Here is a 22,499-nt window from a genome sequence, read left to right as displayed (position 1 = left end):
ATCATGCCTTTCCCCATCGAAGCTGTACGAGCCGCCTACCCCGCTCTCGCCGACGGCCACGCGTATCTGGACGGCGCCGCCGGCACGCAGGTCCCTCAGCCGGTGATCGACGCCATCGCCGGGGCCTACCGAGGCGGCCTCGGCAACGCGGGCGGGGCGTTCCCCGCCGCCCGCCGCTCCGAGGCGATCGTGGCGGCCTGCCGCCAGGCCGTGGCCGACCTGGTCGGCGGGCACCCGGACGGGGTGATCCTGGGGCCCAACATGACGACGCTCACCTATCGGCTGGCCGGCGCGCTGTCACGCGGGTGGGGCCCCGGCGACGAGGTCGTGCTGTCGCGGCTGGACCACGACGCGAACGTGCGGCCGTGGACGACGACCGGCGCGACCGTCCGGTGGGCGGAGGTCGATCCGGTGACCGGCGAGCTGCCGGTGGAGCAGTACGCCCGGCTCATCGGGCCGCGCACCCGGCTGGTGGCGGTGACGGCGGCGGGCAACGTGCTCGGCACCCGGCCCGACGTGGCCGCGATCAGCGCGCTGGCGCACGAGGCGGGCGCGCTCACGTACGTCGACGGCGTGCACGCCACCGCGCACGGGCCGGTCGACATGCGGGCGCTCGGCGCCGACTTCTACGCGACCAGCGCCTACAAGTGGTCGGGGCCGCACGTCGGCGCGGTGGTCGCCGATCCGGCGCTGCTGGAGACGATCCGGCCGGACAAGCTGGCCCCCGCGCCGGACACGGTGCCGGACCGGTTCGAGCGCGGCACGGCGCCGTTCGCGGACCTGGCCGGGGTGAGCGCCGCCGTGGACCACCTGGCCGGCCTGGTGCCGGGCACGGGGACGCGGCGCGAGCGGCTGACCGCCTCGCTGGCCGCGGCGGAGGCGCACGAGATGGAGCTGTTCGCGGTGCTGCTGGCGGGCCTGGAGACGATGCCGCACGTCACCCTGTACGGCAAGCCGGCCCGGCGGACGGCCACCGCCTACTTCACCGTCGCCGGGCGCACCCCGCGCCAGGTGGCCGAGCATCTGGCGGCGCGCGGCGTGAACGTGTGGAACGGGCACAACTACGCCTGGGAGCTGACCGGCGTGCTCGGCATCCGCGAGAGCGGCGCGGTGCGGGTCGGGCTGGTCCACTACAACGACCGCCCGGACGTGGACCGGCTGCTGGAAGGGGTGGCCGAGCTGCGGTAGCCGCCGGGCGTCGTGCCGTACCACTGCTTGAACGCCAGGTGGAAGCCCACCGTGGAGCCGTAGCCGACGCGGTGGGCGACGGCGGCGTGCGGGAGCCGGGTGGCGGTGAGCAGCCTGGCGGCCTCGTGCATGCGGCGGGCGGTCAGGTGGCGCATGGGCGTCTCGCCGACGAGCTCGCGGAAGGTCGCGGCGAAGGCGGAGCGGGACAGCCCGGCCTCGGCGGCCAGTGTCTCGACGGTCCACGGCTCGGCGTAGCGGGTCTGCACGGCCAGCAGCGCGGCCCCGACGGCCGGGTGGCGCAGCGCCCGCAGAACGGGCGCACCCCCCGATGTGCCTTCCGGGCCGGGTTCGGGCTCGGCCAGGGCGGCGCGCAGGGCCAGGACGAAGGCGAGCTCGAAGGCGCGCACGGCCACCAGGGGGAGCCCCGGCTCGTCGCCGTCCCACTCCCGCGCCAGCCCGGCCAGCGTGCCCGCGAGCAGCGGCTGCCGGGCGACGGCGGCCCGGCCGAGCACGAGCACGGGCGGCAGCGCCCGGTAGAGCGGCGGGGCGGGCTCGTCGTAGTGCAGGCCGGCGCAGAGCATGGTGGTGGCCGGGCCGTCCCCGTCGATGCGGACGGCGCCGGTCGCGCCGGGGTCGCGGGCGGGCAGCAGGCTCTCCAGCGGGACGGCCGGGCGGCCGGGCGCGTCGGCGAGGCGGTGGGCGGCGCCGTGCGGGAACACGGCCAGGTCCCCGGCGGCGAGCCGGACCGGCGCGGGCAGCCCGGGCAGCTCCACGACGCAGCCGCCGTCCTGGACGTAGTGGATCAGCGCGCACCGCTCCGCCGGGCCGGCCACGCCCCAGGGGGCGCGCATGGTCCAGCGGCTGTGGAAGACGGCCCGCAGGCGCAGGGGTGCCAGAAGCTCGCTCAGCAGATCCATCCGGACGATCCTTAAACAGCGGTGGAGGTCGCTTTATCGAGCGTATCGGGGATCGGCGCGAGGCTGGACCCATGAGATTCCTGGTGTTCGGCGCCACGGGCGCGCAGGGGGGCGCGGTGGCGCGCAGGCTGGTCGCGGAGGGGCACGCCGTGCGCGGCTTCGCCCGCACGGAGCGGGTCCCGGAGGGGGTGGAGGCGTTCGCGGGCGAGCTGGGGGACGCGGCGCGGGTGAAGGCGGCCTTCGACGGCGTCACGCACGCGTCGGTGACGCTGCCGCTGGTGTACGAGCCGGACCTGGTGCGCGCGTACACCCGCAACGTGATCGAGGGGGCACGGGCGGCCGGGGTGCGGCGGCTGGTGTTCGCCACGGGCAACCGGCTGCCGGACGCCGAGACGGGGGTGGCCGCGTTCGACACGCGGCGGGAGGCGGCGCGGGCGATGCTGGCGTCCGGGCTGCCGGTCGTGGTGCTGCGACCGGCGCTCTACCTGGACAACCTGCTCATGCCGGGCGTGCTGGAGGACGGGGTGCTGCGTTACCCGCTGCCGGGCGACCTGCCGGTGGCGTGGCTGAGCCATGCGGACCTGGGCGCGATCACGGTGGCGGCGCTGACGCGGGACGGCCTGGCGGGCGTGGTCGACGCGGGCGGCCCGGAGGCGGTGACGGGGGCCGAGCTGGCCGCCGCCGCCGGGGCCCGCTACGAGGAGCTGGACGTGGACGCGTTCGCCGCCGGGCTGGCCGGGGCGCTCGGCGCCGAGGTCGCCCGTGAGGTGGCGGCCACCTACCGCTGGATCGGCGCGGCCCGCCCGGCCGGGCTGTTCGCGGCCGATCCCTGGCACGGGCTGGCGCTGACGCCGCCGCGTGACTGGATGGTCGGCGCGGAGATCGTCCGGCATCACCGGGTGATCGAACGCTGGCTGGCCGGGACGGGCGGGTTCGAGGCGTTCGCGGAGGCGCACGCGCCGGACTTCACGCTGGTCACGCCCGACGGCCAGGCGCTGTCGCGGGAGCGGGTGCTGGCGGAGGTGGCGGCGGCGCGCGGGGCGGACCCGGGGCTGCGCGTGGAGATCCGCGACGCCCGCGTGGTGGCGGGGTCCGGGCCGCTGGTGGTGGCCGCCTACGAGGAGTGGCAGCGCGGGCGGGGCCGCCGGGCGACGGCGGTGCTGCGCCGCGAGGGCGGTGCCCTGCGCTGGGCGCACCTGCACGAGACCTGGATCGGCTGACCTCTCAGGCGGGGCCGGGCTCCAGCAGGCCGAACGCCACCCCGGCGGCGCGTACGGCCTCCGGCTCCAGCTCGGCCAGCGGCACGCCGTCGGCCAGCGCCCGCCAGTTGCGGCGGGCCAGCACCCGCTGGACGGCGAGCGCCTGCGCGGCCAGCAGGCTCGCGGTCAGCTCGTCGTACGGCCCCGTCAGCGCCTCGGCCAGCGTCCGCTCGTCGTGCTCGACGTACGTGGACACGCGCGCGCCCAGGCTCGGCGTGCCGAACACCATCCGGTGGAAGCCCATCACCTCCGGATGGTCGTTCAGTCCGGTGACGGGGTCGTGGCGGGCCAGGCCGTCGAGGAAGTGGCGGCGCAGGGCCGCGACCGGCGACTCGCCCGGCCCCCGCCCGCGCACCACGCGGGCCGGCTCGCCCCGGTGGTCGGCGATGCGGTGCAGGACCAGGTCCTCCTTGGTCGGGAAGTACTTGAACAGCGTCGGCTTGGACACCTGCGCCGCCGCCGCGATCTCGGTGACCGGCACCTCGTCGAAGCCGCGCGCCAGGAAGAGCCGGATGGCCGCCGAGGAGATGGCCTCACGCACCCGCTGCCGCTGCAGCTCCCGCAGTCCCGTCATGGGTCCACCCTACCAAAGTGTTAACCTGGTTAATCTATTAACCGAGTTAACGCCAGGAGGTGCCATGACCACACTCGACGAGGAGCGCAGGCACATCGAGCGCTGCGCCGCCGGGCTGCGCAGGATGCTCGACGCCGCCCGCGAGAACGTCGTCGTCGGCGAGACCGTCGCCGGCGACCGCTACAGCGCCGAACGGCTCGGCCGCCACCTGAAGAGCCTGGCCAAGCAGCTCGGCGAGGAGCCGGCCGGGCCGCCGTTCTTCGGCCGGCTCGACTTCGGGCCGGGCTCGGCCGACCATCCCGGCCGCAGCTACCACCTCGGCAGGCGGCACATCAGCGGCGAGCACGGCGGCCCGCCGGTCGTCGTCGACTGGCGGGCGCCGGTCTCGCGCGCCTTCTACCGGGCGAGCGCCCGCGACCCGCAGGGCGTGGCCGTGCGCCGCCGGTTCGGCTGGTCCGGCACCACGCTCACCTCCTACGAGGACGAGCGGCTCGACCGGGGCGAGGAGCAGCGCGACAGCCGCATTCTGGCCGCCGAGATCGAACGGCCGCGCGTCGGCCCCATGCGCGACATCGTCGCCACCATCCAGCCCGAGCAGGACGACCTGGTCAGGGCCGCCCTGTCCGAGTCGATCTGCGTGCAGGGCGCGCCCGGCACCGGCAAGACCGCCGTCGGCCTGCACCGGGCCGCGTTCCTGCTGTACGCGCACCGCCAGCGGCTGGAACGCGGCGGCGTGCTCGTGCTCGGCCCCAACCGGGCCTTCCTCGGCTACATCTCCGCCGTGCTGCCCGCGCTCGGCGAGATGGACGTCGAGCAGACCACGCTGGAGCGGCTGCTCGCCTCCGCCCCGGTGCGGGCCGCCGACAGCCCGGCCGCCGCGCTGGTCAAGCACGACGCCCGGATGGCCGAGGTGCTGCGCGAGGCCCTGTACGCGCGCGTACGCAAGCCGGTCGAGCCGCTGGCGGTGCCCGACGGCTCGGCCACCTGGCGGGTCGGCGAGGCCGAGCTGCGGCGGATCGTGGACGACACCCGCCGCGACGCGCTGCCGTACCTGACGGGCCGCGAGCGGGTCCGCGCCCGCGTGGTGGAGCTGGTGCGGCGGCAGGCCGAGGCGCGCGGGCTCAGCGCCACCGCCGCCTGGACCCGTAAGGCCGGGCGGGCGGTGACGCCGTTCCTTGACGCGGTGTGGCCGACCGTGCGGCCGGAGGAGGTGCTGTTCGAGGTGCTGAGCGGCCGCTCCCCCGCCACCGCGCTGACGGACGCCGAACGGGCGGCCGTCACCTGGGAGCGCCCGCCGCGCGGCCACCGCGGCGCCCGCTGGACGGAGGCCGACCTGGTGCTGCTCGACGAGCTGGCCGGGCTGCTGGAACGGCCGCGCGGCTACGGCCACGTCATCGTGGACGAGGCGCAGGATCTGTCCCCGATGCAGTGCCGGGCCGTCGCCCGGCGCAGCGAGCACGGCTCGCTCACCGTGCTCGGCGACCTGGCGCAGGGCACCACCCCGTGGGCGGCCCGCTCCTGGGCCCGGCACCTGGAGCTCCTGGGCAAGCCGGACGGCCGGATCGTCGAGCTGACCACCGGCTACCGGGTGCCCGCCACGGTCGTCGAGCTGGCCAACCGGCTGCTGCCCGCGCTCGACGCCGACGTGCCCGTCACCCGCTCGCACCGCTCCGACGGCAGGCTGCGGCTGATCCGCGCCGACCGGCTGGAGAGCGGCGTGACGGCGGCGGCGCGGGAGGCGCTGGAGTTCGAGGGCTCGATCGGCGTGATCGCCGCCGACGACGCCGCCGAGAAGGTCACGGCCGCGCTGTGGGACGACGGGCTCGACGTCGGCGGCCGGCTCGCCGTGGTGGCCGCGTCCACGGCCAAGGGGCTGGAGTACGACCACGTGGTCGTGTGCGAGCCCGCCGCCATCGCCGCGAGCAGGCCGCGCGGGCTCAACCTGCTGTACGTGGCGCTGACCCGGGCGGTGTCGCGGCTGGACGTCGTGCACGCCCTGCCGCTCCCCCGGCCGCTCGACAGCGCCCGCGCCCCGGGTGTGTGATGAGGGTCCCGTCCCTCCGAGGAGCGGCCATGGACGACCCGCTGCGGACCACGCAGGTTCTGTCGATCGCCGGGTTCGGGTGCGCGGCGGTCGCGCTGGTGTTCGTCCCGATCCTGTTCGGCCCGGCCGGGATCGTGCTGGGCCTGGTGGGGCACAGCCAGGGCGAGCGGCTCGGCAGGTGGGCGGCGGTCACGGCCGCCGTCGCGACGGCCGCCGGCATGGTTCTCGGCTACCTGCTGCTGCCGGCGTGAGATCCTGCCGGTGTGCTGCCCCCGATCGACGCCCTGCGTGAGCTGATCACCGCCCGGCTCGGCCGCTTCCCCAGGCGGGAGGTGCCGCCCGCCGCGGGCATCCGCCGCGCCGCCGTGACCGTGTGCGTGCTGGAGGACTCCGCGCGCGAGCCGTACACGATCCTCATCAGGCGGGCCCCGCACGGGCGCAACCCCGGCCAGTGGGCGCTGCCGGGCGGCCGGCTCGACGACGGCGAGCGGCCGGTGGAGGCGGCGCTGCGCGAGCTGGCCGAGGAGACGGCGGTGACCGGGGTGGAGGTGGCCGGGCTGCTCGACGACTTCGTCACCGACTCCGGGTTCGTGATCACGCCGGTGGTGGCGTTCGGCGGCGCGCAGCAGCCGGTCGCCGACCCGCGCGAGGTCGCCTCCGTGCACGCCGTGCCGCTGGAGCGCTTCCTCGCGCCGGGCGTGCCGCGCTGGCGCGACGGGCTGCTGCAGATGCCGCTCGGGCCGTCGATCGTCGTGCACGCGCCGACCGGGGCCATCCTGTGGCAGTTCGCCGAGGTGGCGCTGCGCGGCCGGGAGACCCGCGTCCTCGACGTCGCCCAGCCCCACTGGACCCGCACCTGATCTCGCTATCCTGCCCGTCATGACGCTCGAGGGCATGGCCTACGGCAAGAGCCACCTGCGCGGCCTGGCCAGGGGCGTGGGCGACATGGAGGAGGCCGTGCGCGGCGTGGCCGTCCGCTACGAGCCGGTCACGAAGGCCGTGCGGGTCGCGCTCGGCGCCGACGAGTACGGCGACGCCTACTGGCAGGCCAGGGGCGAGCGGATGGCGGCCATCGGGACGGCGCTGGACCTGCTCTCCGACGCGATGGGCAGGCAGAGCGACGACCTCACGCGCTCCAAGGGCAACTACGCGGCCGGCGAGGACGCCAGCACCCTCCGCACCTGAGAGCGGCGGGCCGAGGGGAATTCGCGGTGATTCGCGGGAGTTGGGTGGGGGCTGTGAGCTGGGCGTCCTTGGCGCCGGCCGGTCGCTGCGGACCAGAAGATGACCCGCTCTTTGGGCCCGGTGGAATACGGGCCGCCGGATGTCCGTTAGCATCGAAAGGCCGATGTGGTCTGTGTCCCCCGGGCCGCAAATTACCGCCTTCACGGAATACCGTTCGGCTGGAGCCGTGTTGTGCACCTCGCCGAGGAGGCGACCGCCACATCGGCCTTAACAGCTTCCCAGGCGCCCCGTCCCCGGACGGGGCGCCTGCCTTATGGTGGGTGGCCGAGCCGACGATCGTCCAGGAGAGCCCGTTGCTATATCAAGTGGTCAAGTTCGCCGCCGCGCCCCTCGCTCACGCGATGTGCCGTCCGTACATCTCGGGCGCCGCGCACGTGCCGCGGAGCGGACCGGCGATCCTGGCCGCCAACCATCTCTCGGTGCTCGACTCGTTCCTGCTGCCCGCGCTGCTGCCCCGGCACGTCACGTTCGCGGCCAAGAACGAGTATTTCTCCGGCAACCCGGTCGCCGGCTGGTTCATGCGGCTCGGCGGGAGCCTGCCGACCGACCGGGAGAGCGCGCACGCGGCCCAGGACATGCTCGACGCCGCCGCGGCGCTGCTGGAGCGCGGCGAGCTGTTCGGCATCCATCCGGAGGGCACCCGCTCCCCCGACGGCCGCCTCTACCGGGGGAAGATCGGCGTGGCGTGGCTGGCGCTGAAGACGGGCGCGCCGGTGCTGCCCGTGGCGCTCAGCGGCACCGAGAAGGTGCTGCCGCTCGGCGCCAAGGTGCCGCGCCCGGCCAGGATCGGCATCGCGATCGGCGCGCCGATGACGTTCACCGGCGACCACACCAGGGCCCAGGACCGCCGCCGCGTCACCGACGAGATCATGGCGGCCATCCAGGAGCTGTCCGGCCAGGAGTACGTGCCGACCTACGCGGCCAGCCACAAGGCGGCCATCGGAACCGGAGGGGGCTGACCCGTGGCGCGTGGCCGCACCATCGCGATCGTGTCCGGCGCCACCGTGCTGGCGCTGGGAGCCGCCGGCGGGGGCGCCTACTACCTGCTGCACACCCGCGGCACGCCCGCCGAGACCGCGCAGCGCTTCGCCGCGGCGTGGCAGGCGGGCGACCGGGCCCGGATGAGCGCCGAGCTGGCGGCGCCGCGGGAGCTCGGCGTCTACGACCAGTTCCGGCAGGGGCTCGGCGTGGAGTCCTCGACGATCCAGGTGGGCGCCCCGCGCGAGCGCGACGGCCGCGCCACCGTCCCCTACACCGCCACCCACCGGCTGAAGAACGCCGGGGAGTGGACGTACGAGGGCGAGCTCGCGCTGAAGGTCGCCGACCGCCACTGGAAGGTCGACTGGACGCCCGCCGCCCTGCACCCGCAGCTGACGCCGGGCGCGACGTTCGCGCTCAAGACGTCGTGGCCGGAGCGCGCGGCGATCACCGACGCGGGCGGCGGCCGCATCGACGGCGGCGACGTGGGCGGCTCGGTGCAGCAGCTCGTCGGCTATCTGGACAAGGCGACCAAGAAGGACGTGGCCAAGCTCGGCTCCGCCTACAAGGTGGGCCAGGCGGTCGGCCGGGGCGGGCTCCAGCAGGCGTTCCAGGAGCGGCTGGCCGGCACGCCGACGACGGAGATCCAGGCGGGCGGCAAGACCCTGGAGAAGATCGAGGGCACCGACGGCGAGCCGCTGCGCACCACGCTCGACCCCGGCGTGCAGGCCGCCGCCGTCACCGCCGTCAAGGACGTGGACAAGCCCGCCTCGATGGTGGCGATCGAGCCCGGCTCGGGTGAGATCCTGGCCGTGGTCAACAACCGGGGCGGCTTCAACCGGGCGCTCGACGGCCGCTACGCGCCCGGCTCGACGTTCAAGGCCGTCACCGCCATCGGGCTGCTCGCCGACGGGCTGTCGCCGCGCGACACCGTGACGTGCCCCAAGTACGTGACCGTCGGCGGGCTGCGGATCCGCAACTCGGAGAAGGCGGAGTTCGGGTCGCTGTCGTTCTCCGACTCCTTCGCCCACTCGTGCAACACGACGTTCGCGCCGCTGGCCGAGGAGCGGCTGGGGGCGGACAAGCTGCTCCGGACCGCCGAGCTGGTGGGCTTCAACCAGCCGCTGTCGATCGGCGTGCCGGCCACGAAGGCGAGCTTCCCCCGCGCCGAGACCGACGCGGAGCTGGCCGCCGAGTCGTTCGGCCAGGGCCGGATCACGGCCAGCCCGCTGTCGATGGCGTCGGTGGCCGCCGCGATCGCCGACGGCACCTGGCGCCCGCCGACGCTGGTCCCCGAGCTGAAGCAGAAGGCCGAGGCCCGCAAGCTGCCCGGCGGCGTCACCGAGGCGCTGCACGGCATGATGGCGGCCGTCGTCACCAAGGGCACCGCGAAGTCGGCCGGGCTGCCGTCGGGCACCCGCGGCAAGACGGGCACCGCCGAGTACGGCAGCGGGCCGAAGCTCGACTCGCACGCCTGGTTCATCGGCTTCACCGAGGACGTGGCGTTCGCGGTGGTGGTCGAGGGCGGCGGAGGCGGCGGCAAGGTCGCGGCCCCGATCGCCGCCGACTTCCTGCGCGCCCTCCCGTCCGTGTGACCGCGCGCCCTCCGGGGCGGGTGACCCGGTAGTCGGTCCGCTCGCGGCGCCGCCGGACGCGCGTCCGCGTCCCGTACGGGCGCCGCGCGCCCGGTGGATCTCCGGTGGAATCCTGGCGGCATGACGGAGATCACGGAGTGCGTCCGGTGCGGCGGCACGGTGGCCCCCGACGGGCACTGCTGGCACTGCGGCGCCGCGCAGCCGGCCTTCCGCGCGCACCTGGAGATCACCGCCGGTCCGGGCGCGGCCGGGGTGAGCGACCGCGGCCTGCGGCGTGAGGTGAACGCCGACGCGATGGCGCTGGCCACGCCGGGCCCGTGGACGGCGGGGGTGGTGTGCGACGGGGTGTCGATGTCGCCGAGAGCGGAGCGGGCCGCCCGGGTCGCCGCCGAGACGGGCGTCGCGGCGCTGGCCTCCCTGCTGGCCGTGCCGCTGCTGCCGGAGGAGGCGCTGGCGGCCTCCGCGGTCCGCGCCGGGCGCGCGGTGGCGGCGCTGGCGTCGTCCGTCCGGGCCGCCCCGGCCTGCACGTACGTGGCGGGGATCGCCGGGCCGCAGGGCGTGTGGTGCGCGTGGGTGGGCGACAGCAGGGCGTACTGGCTGCCCGACGAGGGCACGGCGATGGCGCTGACCGAGGACGACGTGGACGGCGACGAGGTGATCACCGCCTGGCTGGGCGCCGACGCGGGCGAGCCCGTGCCGCGCGTGCGCGGCTACCGGCCGCGCGGGCCGGGCCGCCTCCTGCTGTGCACGGACGGGCTGTGGCGATATCTGCCGGACGCGGCGTCGCTGCGGGAGGCGCTGGGGCCGGGCGGCGGCCCGCTGGAGGACGCGCGCCGGCTGGTCCGTCACGCGCTCGCCGAGGGCGGGCGGGACAACGTCACCGTCGTTTGCATGCAATGCATGCAATGACTAGGGTCAGGTGCCATGCAGAACGACGTGGCACATCGCCGGCTGCGCGAGCTGATCCTCGACGGCACCTACCCGCCGGGCGCGCGCCTGACGGAGCTGGACGCCGCGGCCGCCCTCCAGATGTCGCGCACCCCCGTCCGCGAGGCGCTGCGCGCGCTCGCGGCCCACGGGCTGGTGCGGCCCACCGGCCGGGGCGTGGTCGTGGTCGCCCTCGACCCGGCCGCCCTGGAGGACGCCTATCAGGTACGGGCCGCGCTGGAGGCGCTGACCGCCGAGACCGCCGCCCGCAGGCAGCGCGAGGGCCGCATCGCCCCCGCCGACCTGGCGGCCCTGGACGACCTGGCCGCCACCACCGCCGAGGCCACCGGCGCCGGGCGCCTGGCGGAGGCGGTCACGCTCAACCGGCGCTTCCACCGCCGCGTCGCCGAGCTGGCCGGCAACGCCATCGCCCTCGACACGCTGGACCGGGTGTGGGACCAGATCCACGTCTCCACCCTGCGTTCGCTGGCGCCCCCGGCCCGCCACGCGCACGTCAGCGCGCAGCACGACGACCTGCTCGCGGCGATCCGGCGCGGCGACGCCGAGGAGGCCGGCCGCGTCGCCCGCCTGCACGTCCTCGACACCCGCGCCAGCGCCGGCGACCCGCCCACCGATCACTGACACGAGGAGCACCCATGTCCCACCTGCACACCTACGCCACCACCGTCACCTGGACCGGCAACCTGGGGACGGGCACCAGCGGCTACCGCGCCTACGACCGCGCGCACGAGCTCACCGCCGACGGCCCGGCGCCCATCGCGGGCAGCTCGGACCCGGCCTTCCGCGGCGACCCCGCGCGCTGGAACCCCGAGCAGCTCCTGCTGGGCGCGCTCTCCCAGTGCCACCTGCTGTCCTACCTGCACGTGTGCGCCGTCGCGGGCGTCGTCGTCACCGCGTACGCCGACCACGCGACCGGCACCATGACGCAGACCGCGACCGGCGGGCACTTCACCGAGGCGACGCTGCGCCCGCACGTCACCGTGGCCTCGCCCGACATGGTGGAGGCCGCCGTCCGGCTGCACGAGGACGCGCAGAAGGCGTGCTTCATCGCGAGTTCGGTCAACTTCCCGGTGCACCACGAGCCGACGGTCGAGGTGGGCTGAGAGCGTACGAGCGGACCGCAGGCGGGCCGGGTCCGGCGGCGCGGGTCAGCGGCGGGCGGTGAGCGTGAGCGCTTCGGCGGCGGGCGGCGCGGCCTGGGCGGGCACGGGAACAGGGGCGGGACGGCTCGCGGAGCCGCTCATCGCCAGCGCGCCGGCGGCCTCGTGCCGCAGCACCATGATCAGGAGTGTGGTGACCAGCGTGGCGATGAGCAGCCAGCTGACCAGGATGATGACGGTCGACCTGCGGGGCCTGCGGCGCGCCCCCGGTGTCCGTCCGGACCTCTCCTCGCTGCGACGCACCCGCTCGTTGAACGACTCGAGCCGTGCCACGAGTCGCGGATCGTCCTCGACGAGGTGCTGCTCGATCTGGGCCAGCATCCGCTCCTCGTCCTGCGACCAGGCCATGGGTGCACCTCCGGAACGCAAGCTCTGTGCGGGGTTTCCTGCCCAACCATGAAGATCATTAGCCCCGCCCTGACCAGGTAATTGCGACCTCTTTCCATTTGCGATCACCGTCGAACCTTTGTTCTAATCATGGCATGCGCTGGGACAACCTGCGCCTGGCCGACTCCGGCCGGGACGATCCGGCCGCGCCGCTGTTCGCCCGCGGCGCGGTCACCCGCACGTTCGACACGCCCGGATTCCGGGGGATGACCTTTTACGAGATCCAGGCCCGTTCGATCATCAACCGGGTCCCGGCGGCGAGCCGGGTGCCGTTCGAGTTCACGATCAACCCCTACCGGGGCTGCGGCCACCGGTGCGTCTACTGCTTCGCCCGCAAGACCCACGAATACCTCGACCTCGACGCGGGCGCCGACTTCGACTCGAAGATCGTGGTCAAGGTCAACGCGGCCGAGCTGGCCCGCAGGGAGCTGGCCTCGCCGCGCTGGCGGGGGCAGCACGTGGCGATGGGCACCAACGTCGACTGCTACCAGCGCGCCGAGGGCCGCTACCGGCTCATGCGCGGCATCCTGTCGGCGCTGCGCGACGCGGCCAACCCGTTCTCGGTGCTGACCAAGGGCACGCTGATCCTGCGCGACCTCGACCTGCTCACCGAGGCCGCCGAGCGCGCCGAGGTGGGAGCCAACCTGTCGGTGGGGTTCGTCGACGCCGACGTGTGGCGCGCGGTCGAGCCCGGCACCCCCTCGCCCCGGCGCCGCCTGGAGACGTGCGCCACGCTCAACGACAACGGCATCGCGACCGGCGTGCTGATGGCGCCGATCCTGCCCTACCTCACCGACTCCCCCGCCCAGCTCGACCGCACGGTCCGGGAGATCGCCGAGGCGGGCGCGACCCACATCGCGCCCATCGTGCTGCACCTGCGGCCGGGGGCGCGCGAGTGGTGGCTGGCCTGGCTGTCGCGCGAGCACCCTCGGCTCGTCCCGCGTTACCTGGAGCTCTACGGCAGGGGCGCCTACGCGCCCAGGTCCTACCAGGAGCGCGTCACGGCCCAGGTCAGGGCCCTGGCCGAGCGTCACGGCGTGGGCCGCGCCACCCCGGCCACGGCCCGCCGCCTCCCGCCCCGCCCGGCCCCAGGCGGGGCCGCCCCGCAGGCCGCCCCTGAGCAGCTGACGCTCCTGTGAGCCCTTAGGATCAGGCCGTTCCCGGCGAAGATCAGTGCGTGGAGGTGGGGGGCATCAGCTTCCGGTTGGCGGCGTACGCCGTGTGTGTCGAGGACGGGCGGGTGCTGCTCGCCCGGCACGTGCCGCCCGAGGGCGGGTCCGCGTGGACGCTGCCCGGCGGGCGGGTCGGGCACGGGGAGGACCCGTTCGACGCGGTGATCCGCGAGGTCGCCGAGGAGACCGGCTGCGACGCGGTGGCCGAGCGGCTGCTGGGCGTGGACTCCCGGGTGATCCCGGCCGCCGAGGCCCGCGCGGGCGTCGAGCACCACAACGTCGGCGTCTTCTACCGGGTCCGGATCACGGGCGGGCGGCTGCGGCCCGAGCCCGGCGGCGAGATCGCCGAGTCGGTCTGGACCCCGGTGGCCGACGTCGTGGGTCTGCGCCGGTCGTCGCTGGTCGACGTGGGCCTCGCGCTGGCCCTGACCGTGCCGCCGACCGGCCACGTCGCCCCCGTCCCGGTCGGCGGGCTGGTCCAGCACTGACCGGCTGTCAGGCCGGGACCTGTTCGGGAGCCGGGCGGGGGTCCGGGCGGGGGTCCGGGTCGAGGGCGTCACGAGGGCTGACTGCGTGGGCCGGGAGGCCGCGTTCGGCGTACAGGAGGATGGCCGCGCCGGACAGGACCGTCACCGCGAGCACGGCCCACAGCAGCCACGGGCCGGCCTCCAGCAGAAACCCGAGCAGCAGGGGCGCGACGGTCCGGCACAGCGACCAGGAGAGTTGGTAGACCGACAGGTACCGGCCGCGCAGGTGCGCGGGGGCGGCCTGGACCGACAGGCTCTGCGCGGGCGCGGAGTGGACGAGCTCCCCGGCGGTGTAGACGGCCGCGACCGCCAGCACGGCGACGATCGCGTACGTGCCGGCCGCGACCTGCGGGAGGACGGCGAAGGCGGCGAAGGAGATCGCGAAGACGAGCGCGCCGAGCGCGGCTCCCCGGGTGCGCCGGCCGCGCAGGGCCAGGCGGGCGGCCGGGACGCCGAGCAGCGCGACGAGCGCGGTGTTGACCGCGAACACGACCCCGGCCAGCGCGCCCGGGAGGCCGGCGTCGCGGGTGAGGAAGATCGGCAGGGCGATGGCCTGGGCGGTGTAGCCGAAGGCGATGAGGAAGTTCGCGGCGGTGAGCAGCAGGTAGGGCCGGTCGGCGAGGACGCGGCGGTAGCCCTCCCCCGCCTCCCCGGGACGCCTGACGCCCCGGCGGGCGGCCGGGATGCGGGTGACCAGCACCGCGGCGACGGCGAAGACGGCGGCCAGGGCGACGGTGGCGGCGGTGTACCCGGCGTCGCCGTTGACGGCGAGCAGGCCCGCCGCGGCCAGGCTGCCGAAGCCCATGCCGCCGTTGCGCAGGCTGCGGTCCCAGGCGAGCAGCCGGTCGCGTTCGGCGCCTTCGGCGAGCTCGCCGATGAGCGCGTGCTGGCCGGGCGAGGAGGCCCACATGCCGACGGCGACGACCAGCGCGACCGCCAGGAACGCCGGGTAGCCGCCGGCGAACGGGTAGGCGGCGAACCCGGCGGCCCGCAGGACCAGCGCGCCGATCACCACGCGCCGGGCGCCGGCCCGGTCGATGAGGACGCCCACGACCGGCATGAACGCCAGCGCGCACAGCCCGGCGGCGGTCAGCCCGGCGCCGATCGCGGTCAGCGACAGGCCGGTGAGCGAGTGGATGAACAGCAGGGTGAGCGGCACGTAGATGCCGTCGCCTATCGACCCGGCCAGGCTCGCGGCGATGAGCCTGCGCGGCGCGCCGCGCTCAGGCGAGGTCGAGCGCACCGCGTCCCCGCTTGAGCTCGGCGAAGGCGCGCAGGCCGGCCAGGGTCCGTACGGCGTCGAACAGCCGGGCGGCCGCCTCGCCCGTGGGGGCGGCGGTGAGGACGGGGCCGAAGAACGCGGCGCCGTCCACGGTGACGACGGGCGTGCCGGCCTCCTCGCCGACGGCGTCCTGGGCGGCCTGGTGACTGGCGCGCAGGGCGGCGTCGAACCGGTCGCCGGTGGCGGCGCCGGCCAGCGACGCGGGCAGGCCCAGCTCGTCGAGGGCGGCGGCGATGACGGCGGGGTAGTCCTTGTCGCCCGCGCGGTGAATGCGCTCGCCGAGCGCGGTGTAGAGGTCGCGCAGGATCGCGGTGCCGTGCCCGGCCTCGGCGGCGGCGCACACGCGGGCGGGCCCCCAGGCGCGGTCGTTGAACTCCCGGTACCAGGGTTCGAGCTCGCGGTGCTCGTTGAGCACGGACAGGCTCATGATCCGGAAGGTCAGGTCGATCGGCCGGAGGCGTTCGACCTCCAGGAGCCAGCGGGAGGTGACCCAGGCGAAGGGGCAGGCGGGGTCGAAGTAGCAGACGACGGGCACGACGGCCGAAGAATCTTCCATGGAAGGCATTTTATCTTCCACGGAAGCTATAATGGAAGCCATGCAGCCAGACGCCATCGCCGCCATGGTCGAGCAGTGGAAACGCGAACGGCCGGACCTCGACACCGCCCCGATGCTCGTCATCGGCCGCCTCTTCCGGCTCACCGACGCGCTCGACCAGCGCCTGCGGCCGCCCTTCGCCGCCGCCGGGCTGGGCAACGGCGACTTCGACGTGCTCGCCGCGCTCCGGCGCGCCGGCGAGCCCTACACGCTGTCGGCGGGCGAGCTCAGCCGCACGGTCCTGGTCACCACCGGCGCGATCACCAAGCGGGTCGACCGGCTGGAGGCGCGCGGCCTGGTCAGCCGGAGCGTGGCCGAGGGCGACTCGCGCGGCCGGCTGATCACGCTCACCGCCGAGGGCGTGGCGCTGACCGGCGAGCTCATGGCCGCCCACCTGGACAACCAGCGCAGGCTCCTGGCCGGGCTCACCCCGGACGAGCGCGACCGGCTCGCCGCCCTCCTCGAACGGCTCGCCGCCACCCTGGACTGATCGCCGGTGGGCGATAGCCGCCTGAAAGGGTGTCGAAATAGTGGTATGTCGGATTATGGCGATAGATGGGTAGTAACGCCATTGGTTGCGCCAATCCGGCGCTCCTGTCCGTACAGGGGGGAAACACCATGGCTGACACGAAGAAGAAACCCAGCGCGAAGTCCGGCAAGGGCAAGAAGCAGGCGATCAAGGCGAATCGCCAGGCCAAGGAGACGAAGAAGGAAGCCACCACGCGCCCCGAAGAGGCGTGACGCGGTGACGTGATCAGGCAGCCGGGGTTCCGGCTGCCTGATCGGCTGTTGGGGAGGGCCTCATGTCCGGATATCTGCGCTTCCCCGCGGTGCTGCGGGACGTCGTGGTGTTCGCCGCCGAGGACGACCTGTGGATGGTGTCGGCCGAGGGCGGCCGGGCGTTCCGGCTGACGGCGGGCGTGGCCGAGGCCGGGTATCCGCGCATCTCGCCGCGCGGCGACCAGGTCGCGTTCGTGGGGCGGGAGGAGGGGCCCGAGGAGGTGTACGTGCTGCCGACCGGCGGCGGGGCGGCGCGGCGGGTGACGTTCCACGGGGCGCGCTGCACGGTGACCGGGTGGGATCCCGAGGGGCGCATCCTGTACGCCAGCGACCAGGGGCAGCCGTTCGAGGGGCGCAAGTGGCTGCACCGGGTGGAGCCGGGCGGGGTGCCGGAGAGGCTGCCGTACGGTCCGGCGAACTCGATCGCCCACGGACCGGGCGGCATGATCGTGCTGGGCCGGAACACGGCCGATCCGGCGCGGTGGAAGCGCTACCGGGGCGGCACGGTGGGCGACCTGTGGATCGACCGCGAGGGCGACGGCGAGTTCCGGCGGCTCATCCGGCTGCCGGGCAACCTGGCCTCGCCCTGCTGGAGCGGCGAGCGGGTGTGCTTCCTGTCCGACCACGAGGGCGTCGGCAACGTCTACTCGTGCACGCCCGGCGGCGACGACCTGCGCAAGCACACCCACCACGACGGCTACTACGCGCGCAACCTGTCGAGCGACGGGCACCGGCTCGTCTACCACGCGGGCGCCGACCTGTACCTGCTGGACCCGGGCGAGGAGCCGCGCCGGCTGCGGGTGTCGCTGGCCAGCACGCGCACGCAGCGCAACCGCCGCTTCGTCGACGCCGCCGACTACCTCGACCACGCCACGCTCAGCCCGGACGGCAGCGCGCTGGCCGTCACCGCGCGCGGCAAGGCGTACGGGATGGCGGGCTGGGAGGGGCCGGTGCGGCAGTACGGGGAGCCGGACGGGGTCCGCTACCGGTTCCTCACCTGGCTGAACGACGGCAGCCGCCTGATCGCCGCCGCCAGCGGTGACGGCGACGAGGAGGAGCTGGTCGTCCTGCACGGCAGCGACCGGACGGGCGGCGGGGGCGCGCGGCCGGTGGCGCGGCTGGGGCGGATCACCGCGCTGGCTCCCGACCCGGCCCATGACCGGGTGGCCGTCACCAACCACCGGCACGAGCTGCACCTGGTGGACCTGGCGGCGGGCCGTACCGTGCTGGTGGAGGCCAACCCGCACGGCGCGCCCGAGGATCCGGCGTGGTCGCACGACGGCGAGTGGCTCGCGTACGCCGGGCCGCTCAACGCGCAGACCACCGCGATCAAGCTGTACCACCCCGGCACGGCCCGCACGGTGACGGCCACCGAGCCGCTGCTGCGCGACTCGCGGCCGAGCTTCGACCCCGAGGGCCGCTACCTGTACTTCATCGGCCAGCGGGTCTTCTCCCCCGCCTACGACCAGCTCCAGTTCGACCTGTGCTTCCCGCTGGGCACCCGCCCGTACGCGGTGGCGCTGCGCGCGGACGCGGCCGACCCGTTCGTGCCGGAGCCGAGGCCGCTGCACGCCAAGGACGACGAGGACGCCGAGCCGGAGCCGGTGCGGGTCGACGAGGACGGGCTGGCGCGGCGCGTCACCGCGTTCCCGCTGCCGGAGGGCCGCTACGAGCGGGTGGCCGGGCTCAAGGGCAAGGCGCTCGTGCTCGCCGGCCCGCTCCAGGGCGACAGCAAGCTGCTGCTGTACGACTTCGCCAAGGGAGAGGCCGAGACGTTCGCCGAGGGGGTGGCGGACTTCGAGCTGGGCCGCGACCACCGCACGCTGCTCTACCGCACGACGGGCGAGCGGCTGCGGGTGGTGAAGGCGGGCGAGCAGCCGGGCGACGACGACACGCCGGGGCGCGAGAGCGGCTGGATCGACCTGTCGCGGATCAGGGTGTCGGTGTGCCCGGAGGCGGAGTGGCGGCAGATGTTCCGCGAGGCGTGGCGGCTGCAGCGCGAGCACTTCTGGACCGAGGACATGGCGGGCGTCGACTGGCCGGCCGTGTACGACCGCTACCGGCCGCTGGTGGAGCGGGTCACGACCCGGGGCGAGTTCTCCGACCTGCTGTGGGAGCTGCACGGCGAGCTGGCCACCAGCCACGCCTACGAGAGCGGCGGCGAGTACCGGCCCGGACCCGACTACAGCCAGGGCAAGCTGGGCGTCGACTGGGAGCACCATGACGGCGTCTACCACATCCGCGCGATCGTCACCGGCGACCCGTGGGACCCGCGCGCGACCTCACCGCTGAACCGGCTCGGCCTGGACGTGCGGCCCGGCGACGCTGTGCTGGCGATCAACGGGGCGCCGATCGGCGCGGCGGCCACCCCGAACGAGCGGCTGGTCAACCAGGCCGGGGAGGAGGTGGAGCTGACGCTGCGGCGCGGCGAGCGGGTGTTCGCGGTGACGGTGCGGGCGATCGCCGACGAGCGGCCGGCCCGCTACCGCGACTGGGTGAACCTCAACCGGGCGCGCTGCCACCAGCGTTCCGGCGGCCGGATCGGCTACCTGCACGTGCCGGACATGGGGCGGGCCGGGTTCGCCGAGTTCCACCGGGGGTTCCTGGCCGAGTACGACCGGCACGCGCTGATCGTGGACGTGCGCTTCAACGGCGGCGGGAACGTGTCGGCGCTGCTGCTGGAGAAGCTGGCCCGGCGCCGCCTGGGCTACGACTACCCGCGCTGGGGCGACCCCGAGCCGTACCCGCCGGAGTCGCCGCGCGGCCCGCTGGTGGCGATCACGAACGAGTGGGCGGGCTCCGACGGCGACATCTTCAGCCACACCTTCAAGCTGCTCGGGCTCGGCCCGCTGGTGGGCAAGCGGACGTGGGGCGGGGTGATCGGCATCTGGCCGCGGCACACGCTGGCCGACGGGACGGTGACGACGCAGCCGGAGTTCTCCTTCGCCTTCGACGACGTGGGCTGGCAGGTGGAGAACTACGGCACCGACCCGGACATCGAGGTGGACATCACCCCGCAGGACTACGCGGCGGGCGTGGACCGGCAGCTGGAGAAGGCGATCGAAGTGGCGCTCGACCTGCTGGAGAAGGGGCCGGTGCACACTCCTGATCCATCGCATAGACCGCGGATGCAACCTTAATACCCCCTATGGCGTCTAAAGATCATAGAAGTGGATAGCGCCACGGGGATGGACGGTGCAGACCACTCGCTCGACACGCTGCCGGTGGTGAGATCCGCTCTCGCCGCCGGCCTCGCGTTTGACCGTATTGTCGGCTGATCGGGGGTTCTACAGGTGCGCGGACTGGCGCGTAAAGGCAAATCGGCGATGGCCCGCCTGTATCGGGGCTACAACCAGCGCAAGGCACGGCATGCGCCACCGCCGTCCACCCGGCGCATCAGGATCCTCCTGCTGCACGCCAACGGGATGGGCGGCACCATCAAGACCGTGTTCAACCTGGCGGGCTACCTGGCCGAACGGCACGAGGTGGAGATCGTCAGCATCCTGCGCGAGGCCGAGGAGCCGTTCTTCCCCATCGACCCGCGGGTGCGTTTAACGTATCTGGACGACCGGCTGAACCCCGGGCCCGACCCGGTGCGCACGCTGCTGTCGAAGCGGCCCAGCAAGCTCATCCCCGAGGAGGAGAGCGCCTACCACCGCTTCAACCTCTGGACCGACCTCAAGCTCGCGCGCTTCATCCGCTCCCTCGACAGCGGCGTGCTGATGGCCACCCGGCCGGGCCTGAACCTGGCCGTCGCCCAGCTCGCGCTGCCCAGCGTGATCACGATCGGCCAGGAGCACGTGGCGCTGCGCACCCAGCCCGAATCGGTGCAGAAGCTCATCAAGTGGCGCTACCGGCGGCTGGACGCGCTCGTCTCGCTGACCAAGGCCGACCAGCGCGACTACCGCGAGGCCCTGCCCAAGGGCCCCAAGCTCGCCCGCATCCCGAACGGCGTGCCGCCGATGGCCGGCGACCTGGCCAAGCTGGACGCCAAGGTGGCGATCGCGATCGGCCGGATGACCCGCATCAAGGGCTTCCACCGGCTCATCACCGCCTGGGAGCAGGTGGCCGAGGCGCATCCCGACTGGCAGCTGCGCATCCTGGGCGCCGGCCCGCAGGAGCCCAAGCTGCGCGAGCAGATCGCCGAGGCGGGGCTGGAGGGCAAGGTCGTGCTGCCCGGCCCCACCGCCGACGTCGGCGCGGAGCTGGAGAAGGCGTCGATCTACGTGATGAGCTCGCGGCACGAGGGCTTCTCGATGACGCTCCTGGAGGCGATGACCAAGGGCCTGGCGATCGTCAGCTTCAACAGCCCGCACGGGCCGAAGGAGATGCTGACCGACGAGGTCGACGCGGTCATGGTCAAGCCGCGCACCAACGCCAACCTGGCCGCCGCCATCAACCGGGTGATCGAGGACGAGCCGCTGCGCCGCCGCCTGGCCGCCGGCGGGCTGGAGACGGTCCGGGCCTACGACATCGACGCGGTCGGGCAGCAGTGGGACGCGCTGCTGGACGACCTGCTGGCGCGCCGCGAACGGGCCGCGCTCAAAGCCCGGAACCGGTGAGCTCCACCGGCTCGGCGTGCCGGTGAGCCGGGGATCACCTCGACCACCCGCAGCGCGCTGTCCTGCCCGGTGCTCCGGCGCAGCGGCTCCGGCAGCGGGGCGGGCGAGGTGACCAGGCCGAGGAAGGCCCGGCGGACGCGCCCGTCCCGGACGAGGGCGGCGATGATGGCGCGGGTGGTCGCGTTGACCGGGACGGCAGGAACCCGTCGGCCGTGAAGACCACCGCCGACCCGCTCCCCCGCCCCGGCCGATGACGACTCCCCCGTCGATACACATCCGTTAGAAAAGCCCCCGTATCAAAAGCGGGGCGGCGTGCTCTAAAGGGCGTGGGCGCGGGCACGGGGGCCCCGCGCCCGGTCGCCCCTGTCACGGATCACCGCCGTGGCAGGGGAAGTGCGCCCTGGTCGGGCCGGGCACGACGGGGATCGTGGCGAGCGTCGTGCCCGGCCACGCCGGGCGCGGGCCTACAGCACGGCGTGGGCCAGGGCCGCTCCGCCGGCGGCGGCCAGGAGACCGGCGGCGACACTGGCCAGCACGTTGGCGGCGGCCTTGCGGCTCGCGCCCTCCTCGGCCAGCCGCACGGTCTCGTACCCGAGCGTGGAGTACGTGGTGAGTGCCCCGCAGAAGCCGGTGGCGGCGAACGCGGTCCAGCCGGGGCCGGCGGGCAGGGCGGTGAGGAAGCCGAGCACGGCGGATCCGGCGACGTTGACGGCGAGCGTCCCCCAGGGGAACGTGCCGCCGTGACGGGACTGGACGGCCCGGTCGGCGAGGTAGCGCAGCGGCGCCCCGACGGCGGCGCCGAGCACGACGAGCAGGACCGTCACGAGGCCGCCCACCGGGTCAGGCGCATCCCGGCCCACACCGCCGCGAGGGCGGCGGCCAGGGTGCCCGCCAGGTAGAGGACGCCGACCAGCGGGGCGCCGTCGGCGACGACCCGGCGCGCCTCCACGACGTAGGTGGAGAACGTGGTGAAGCCGCCGAGCACCCCGACGCCGAGGAACGGCCGGACCAGCCGGTGCGCGCGGCGTACCTCGGTGATGGTCACCATGAGGACGCCGATCAGCGCGCAGCCCGAGACGTTCACCAGGAACGTCGCCCACGGGAAGGCGCCGGGCGCGGCGGGGAGCAGGGCCTGCGCGCCGTGGCGGGCGAGGGCGCCGAGCGCGCCTCCGGCGGCGATGGCGGCGAGCACCGCCCAGCCCACCTCGGCGCGCTGGCCGGGCACCCGCAGGTCCACATCCGGATCAATCGGCCGTTCGGCCACACATTCCTCCCTGAACGGTCAC

At 74.7% G+C, this 22,499-nt stretch carries 24 protein-coding genes; 17 read left to right on the top strand and 7 right to left on the bottom strand.

The annotated features are described in order from the left end of the window. The first annotated feature begins 3 nt into the window (after positions 1–3). Positions 4–1,188: a cysteine desulfurase-like protein gene (locus AB0G11_RS46130; RefSeq protein ID WP_219508105.1), complete on the top strand. Its 1,185-nt coding sequence runs from the start codon at positions 4–6 to the stop codon at positions 1,186–1,188. On the opposite strand, the gene AB0G11_RS46125 is transcribed toward AB0G11_RS46130, so the two are convergent. After that, complete coding sequence (locus AB0G11_RS46125) at positions 1,131–2,105, bottom strand: AraC family transcriptional regulator (protein ID WP_357593423.1); 975 nt, start codon at positions 2,103–2,105, stop codon at positions 1,131–1,133. The genes AB0G11_RS46130 and AB0G11_RS46125 overlap by 58 nt on opposite strands. 71 nt (positions 2,106–2,176) lie before the next feature. Here AB0G11_RS46125 and AB0G11_RS46120 point away from each other — a divergent pair, with 71 nt between their 5' ends. Further along, complete coding sequence (locus tag AB0G11_RS46120) at positions 2,177–3,325, top strand: NmrA family NAD(P)-binding protein (RefSeq protein WP_246645467.1); 1,149 nt, start codon at positions 2,177–2,179, stop codon at positions 3,323–3,325. Positions 3,326–3,329: 4 nt separating this feature from the next. Here the strand turns inward: AB0G11_RS46120 and AB0G11_RS46115 are convergent, their stop codons facing one another. Then, positions 3,330–3,938: a TetR family transcriptional regulator gene (locus tag AB0G11_RS46115; RefSeq protein ID WP_219508102.1), complete on the bottom strand. Its 609-nt coding sequence runs from the start codon at positions 3,936–3,938 to the stop codon at positions 3,330–3,332. Positions 3,939–4,002: 64 nt separating this feature from the next. Here AB0G11_RS46115 and AB0G11_RS46110 point away from each other — a divergent pair, with 64 nt between their 5' ends. The 9 genes from AB0G11_RS46110 to AB0G11_RS46070 all read left to right on the top strand — a co-directional run bounded on the left by AB0G11_RS46110 (position 4,003) and on the right by AB0G11_RS46070 (position 11,851). Then, positions 4,003–5,982, top strand: a complete 1,980-nt coding sequence (locus tag AB0G11_RS46110) for an ATP-binding domain-containing protein (protein ID WP_357593421.1) — start codon at positions 4,003–4,005, stop codon at positions 5,980–5,982. A 29-nt stretch (positions 5,983–6,011) separates the two neighbouring features. Then, the gene (locus tag AB0G11_RS46105; protein ID WP_357593419.1) at positions 6,012–6,233 is read left to right on the top strand and encodes a hypothetical protein; all 222 of its coding nucleotides are present in this window, start codon (positions 6,012–6,014) and stop codon (positions 6,231–6,233) included. Positions 6,234–6,245: 12 nt separating this feature from the next. Beyond that, positions 6,246–6,842 (top strand): CoA pyrophosphatase, encoded by a 597-nt coding sequence (locus AB0G11_RS46100; protein ID WP_357593418.1) that lies wholly within the window; start codon positions 6,246–6,248, stop codon positions 6,840–6,842. 19 nt (positions 6,843–6,861) lie between these two features. Beyond that, on the top strand, positions 6,862–7,167 hold the full coding sequence (locus tag AB0G11_RS46095; RefSeq protein WP_357593416.1) for a hypothetical protein: 306 nt from the start codon (positions 6,862–6,864) through the stop codon (positions 7,165–7,167). Between the two features lie 320 nt (positions 7,168–7,487). Beyond that, on the top strand, positions 7,488–8,186 hold the full coding sequence (locus tag AB0G11_RS46090) for a lysophospholipid acyltransferase family protein (RefSeq protein ID WP_308125890.1): 699 nt from the start codon (positions 7,488–7,490) through the stop codon (positions 8,184–8,186). Between the two features lie 30 nt (positions 8,187–8,216). Continuing rightward, a complete protein-coding gene (locus AB0G11_RS46085) occupies positions 8,217–9,800 on the top strand; it encodes a penicillin-binding transpeptidase domain-containing protein (RefSeq protein WP_357593414.1) in 1,584 nt (527 codons plus the stop codon). A 120-nt stretch (positions 9,801–9,920) separates the two neighbouring features. Next, a complete protein-coding gene (locus AB0G11_RS46080) occupies positions 9,921–10,709 on the top strand; it encodes a protein phosphatase 2C domain-containing protein (protein WP_219508090.1) in 789 nt (262 codons plus the stop codon). Positions 10,710–10,724: 15 nt separating this feature from the next. After that, positions 10,725–11,369, top strand: coding sequence for a GntR family transcriptional regulator (locus AB0G11_RS46075; protein WP_219508089.1), 645 nt, complete (start codon positions 10,725–10,727; stop codon positions 11,367–11,369). 14 nt (positions 11,370–11,383) lie between these two features. Beyond that, on the top strand, positions 11,384–11,851 hold the full coding sequence (locus AB0G11_RS46070) for an OsmC family protein (protein ID WP_357593412.1): 468 nt from the start codon (positions 11,384–11,386) through the stop codon (positions 11,849–11,851). A gap of 45 nt (positions 11,852–11,896) precedes the next feature. Here the strand turns inward: AB0G11_RS46070 and AB0G11_RS46065 are convergent, their stop codons facing one another. Beyond that, positions 11,897–12,256 (bottom strand): DUF3040 domain-containing protein, encoded by a 360-nt coding sequence (locus tag AB0G11_RS46065; protein WP_219508087.1) that lies wholly within the window; start codon positions 12,254–12,256, stop codon positions 11,897–11,899. A gap of 134 nt (positions 12,257–12,390) precedes the next feature. Between AB0G11_RS46065 and AB0G11_RS46060 the strand changes: the two genes are divergently transcribed. Together AB0G11_RS46060 and AB0G11_RS46055 are read left to right on the top strand one after the other, a co-directional pair. After that, on the top strand, positions 12,391–13,434 hold the full coding sequence (locus AB0G11_RS46060; RefSeq protein ID WP_219508086.1) for an Rv2578c family radical SAM protein: 1,044 nt from the start codon (positions 12,391–12,393) through the stop codon (positions 13,432–13,434). Between the two features lie 38 nt (positions 13,435–13,472). Next, positions 13,473–13,955 (top strand): NUDIX domain-containing protein, encoded by a 483-nt coding sequence (locus tag AB0G11_RS46055; RefSeq protein ID WP_357593410.1) that lies wholly within the window; start codon positions 13,473–13,475, stop codon positions 13,953–13,955. 7 nt (positions 13,956–13,962) lie between these two features. On the opposite strand, the gene AB0G11_RS46050 is transcribed toward AB0G11_RS46055, so the two are convergent. Both AB0G11_RS46050 and AB0G11_RS46045 read right to left on the bottom strand, forming a co-directional pair. After that, on the bottom strand, positions 13,963–15,237 hold the full coding sequence (locus AB0G11_RS46050; RefSeq protein WP_357593408.1) for an MFS transporter: 1,275 nt from the start codon (positions 15,235–15,237) through the stop codon (positions 13,963–13,965). After that, positions 15,218–15,832 (bottom strand): disulfide bond formation protein DsbA, encoded by a 615-nt coding sequence (locus tag AB0G11_RS46045; RefSeq protein WP_357593406.1) that lies wholly within the window; start codon positions 15,830–15,832, stop codon positions 15,218–15,220. Before AB0G11_RS46045 ends, AB0G11_RS46050 begins: the two co-directional genes overlap by 20 nt. 40 nt (positions 15,833–15,872) lie before the next feature. On the opposite strand from AB0G11_RS46045, the gene AB0G11_RS46040 reads away from it, so the two are divergent. The 4 genes from AB0G11_RS46040 to AB0G11_RS46025 all read left to right on the top strand — a co-directional run bounded on the left by AB0G11_RS46040 (position 15,873) and on the right by AB0G11_RS46025 (position 21,213). Next, positions 15,873–16,361: a MarR family transcriptional regulator gene (locus AB0G11_RS46040; protein ID WP_357593404.1), complete on the top strand. Its 489-nt coding sequence runs from the start codon at positions 15,873–15,875 to the stop codon at positions 16,359–16,361. A 128-nt stretch (positions 16,362–16,489) separates the two neighbouring features. Continuing rightward, a complete protein-coding gene (locus AB0G11_RS46035) occupies positions 16,490–16,612 on the top strand; it encodes a hypothetical protein (RefSeq protein ID WP_281427120.1) in 123 nt (40 codons plus the stop codon). A gap of 62 nt (positions 16,613–16,674) precedes the next feature. Then, positions 16,675–19,791 carry a PDZ domain-containing protein gene (locus tag AB0G11_RS46030; RefSeq protein WP_357593402.1) on the top strand — a complete coding sequence of 1,039 codons (3,117 nt, stop codon included), beginning with the start codon at positions 16,675–16,677 and terminating at the stop codon, positions 19,789–19,791. A gap of 186 nt (positions 19,792–19,977) precedes the next feature. Then, positions 19,978–21,213 (top strand): glycosyltransferase family 4 protein, encoded by a 1,236-nt coding sequence (locus AB0G11_RS46025; protein WP_246645465.1) that lies wholly within the window; start codon positions 19,978–19,980, stop codon positions 21,211–21,213. 464 nt (positions 21,214–21,677) lie between these two features. Here the strand turns inward: AB0G11_RS46025 and crcB are convergent, their stop codons facing one another. Together crcB and AB0G11_RS46015 are read right to left on the bottom strand one after the other, a co-directional pair. Beyond that, positions 21,678–22,037 carry a fluoride efflux transporter CrcB gene (gene crcB, locus AB0G11_RS46020; RefSeq protein ID WP_357593400.1) on the bottom strand — a complete coding sequence of 120 codons (360 nt, stop codon included), beginning with the start codon at positions 22,035–22,037 and terminating at the stop codon, positions 21,678–21,680. After that, positions 22,034–22,477 (bottom strand): CrcB family protein, encoded by a 444-nt coding sequence (locus AB0G11_RS46015; RefSeq protein WP_357593398.1) that lies wholly within the window; start codon positions 22,475–22,477, stop codon positions 22,034–22,036. The genes crcB and AB0G11_RS46015 overlap by 4 nt, the downstream gene beginning before the upstream one ends. Between the last annotated feature and the right edge of the window lie 22 nt (positions 22,478–22,499).

It is taken from the genome of Nonomuraea sp. NPDC023979, assembly GCF_040639085.1.
Lineage (GTDB): Bacteria > Actinomycetota > Actinomycetes > Streptosporangiales > Streptosporangiaceae > Nonomuraea > Nonomuraea ceibae.
The sequence above is the reverse complement of the archived record's forward strand: the minus strand, read 5'-3'. Positions and strand labels throughout refer to the sequence as shown.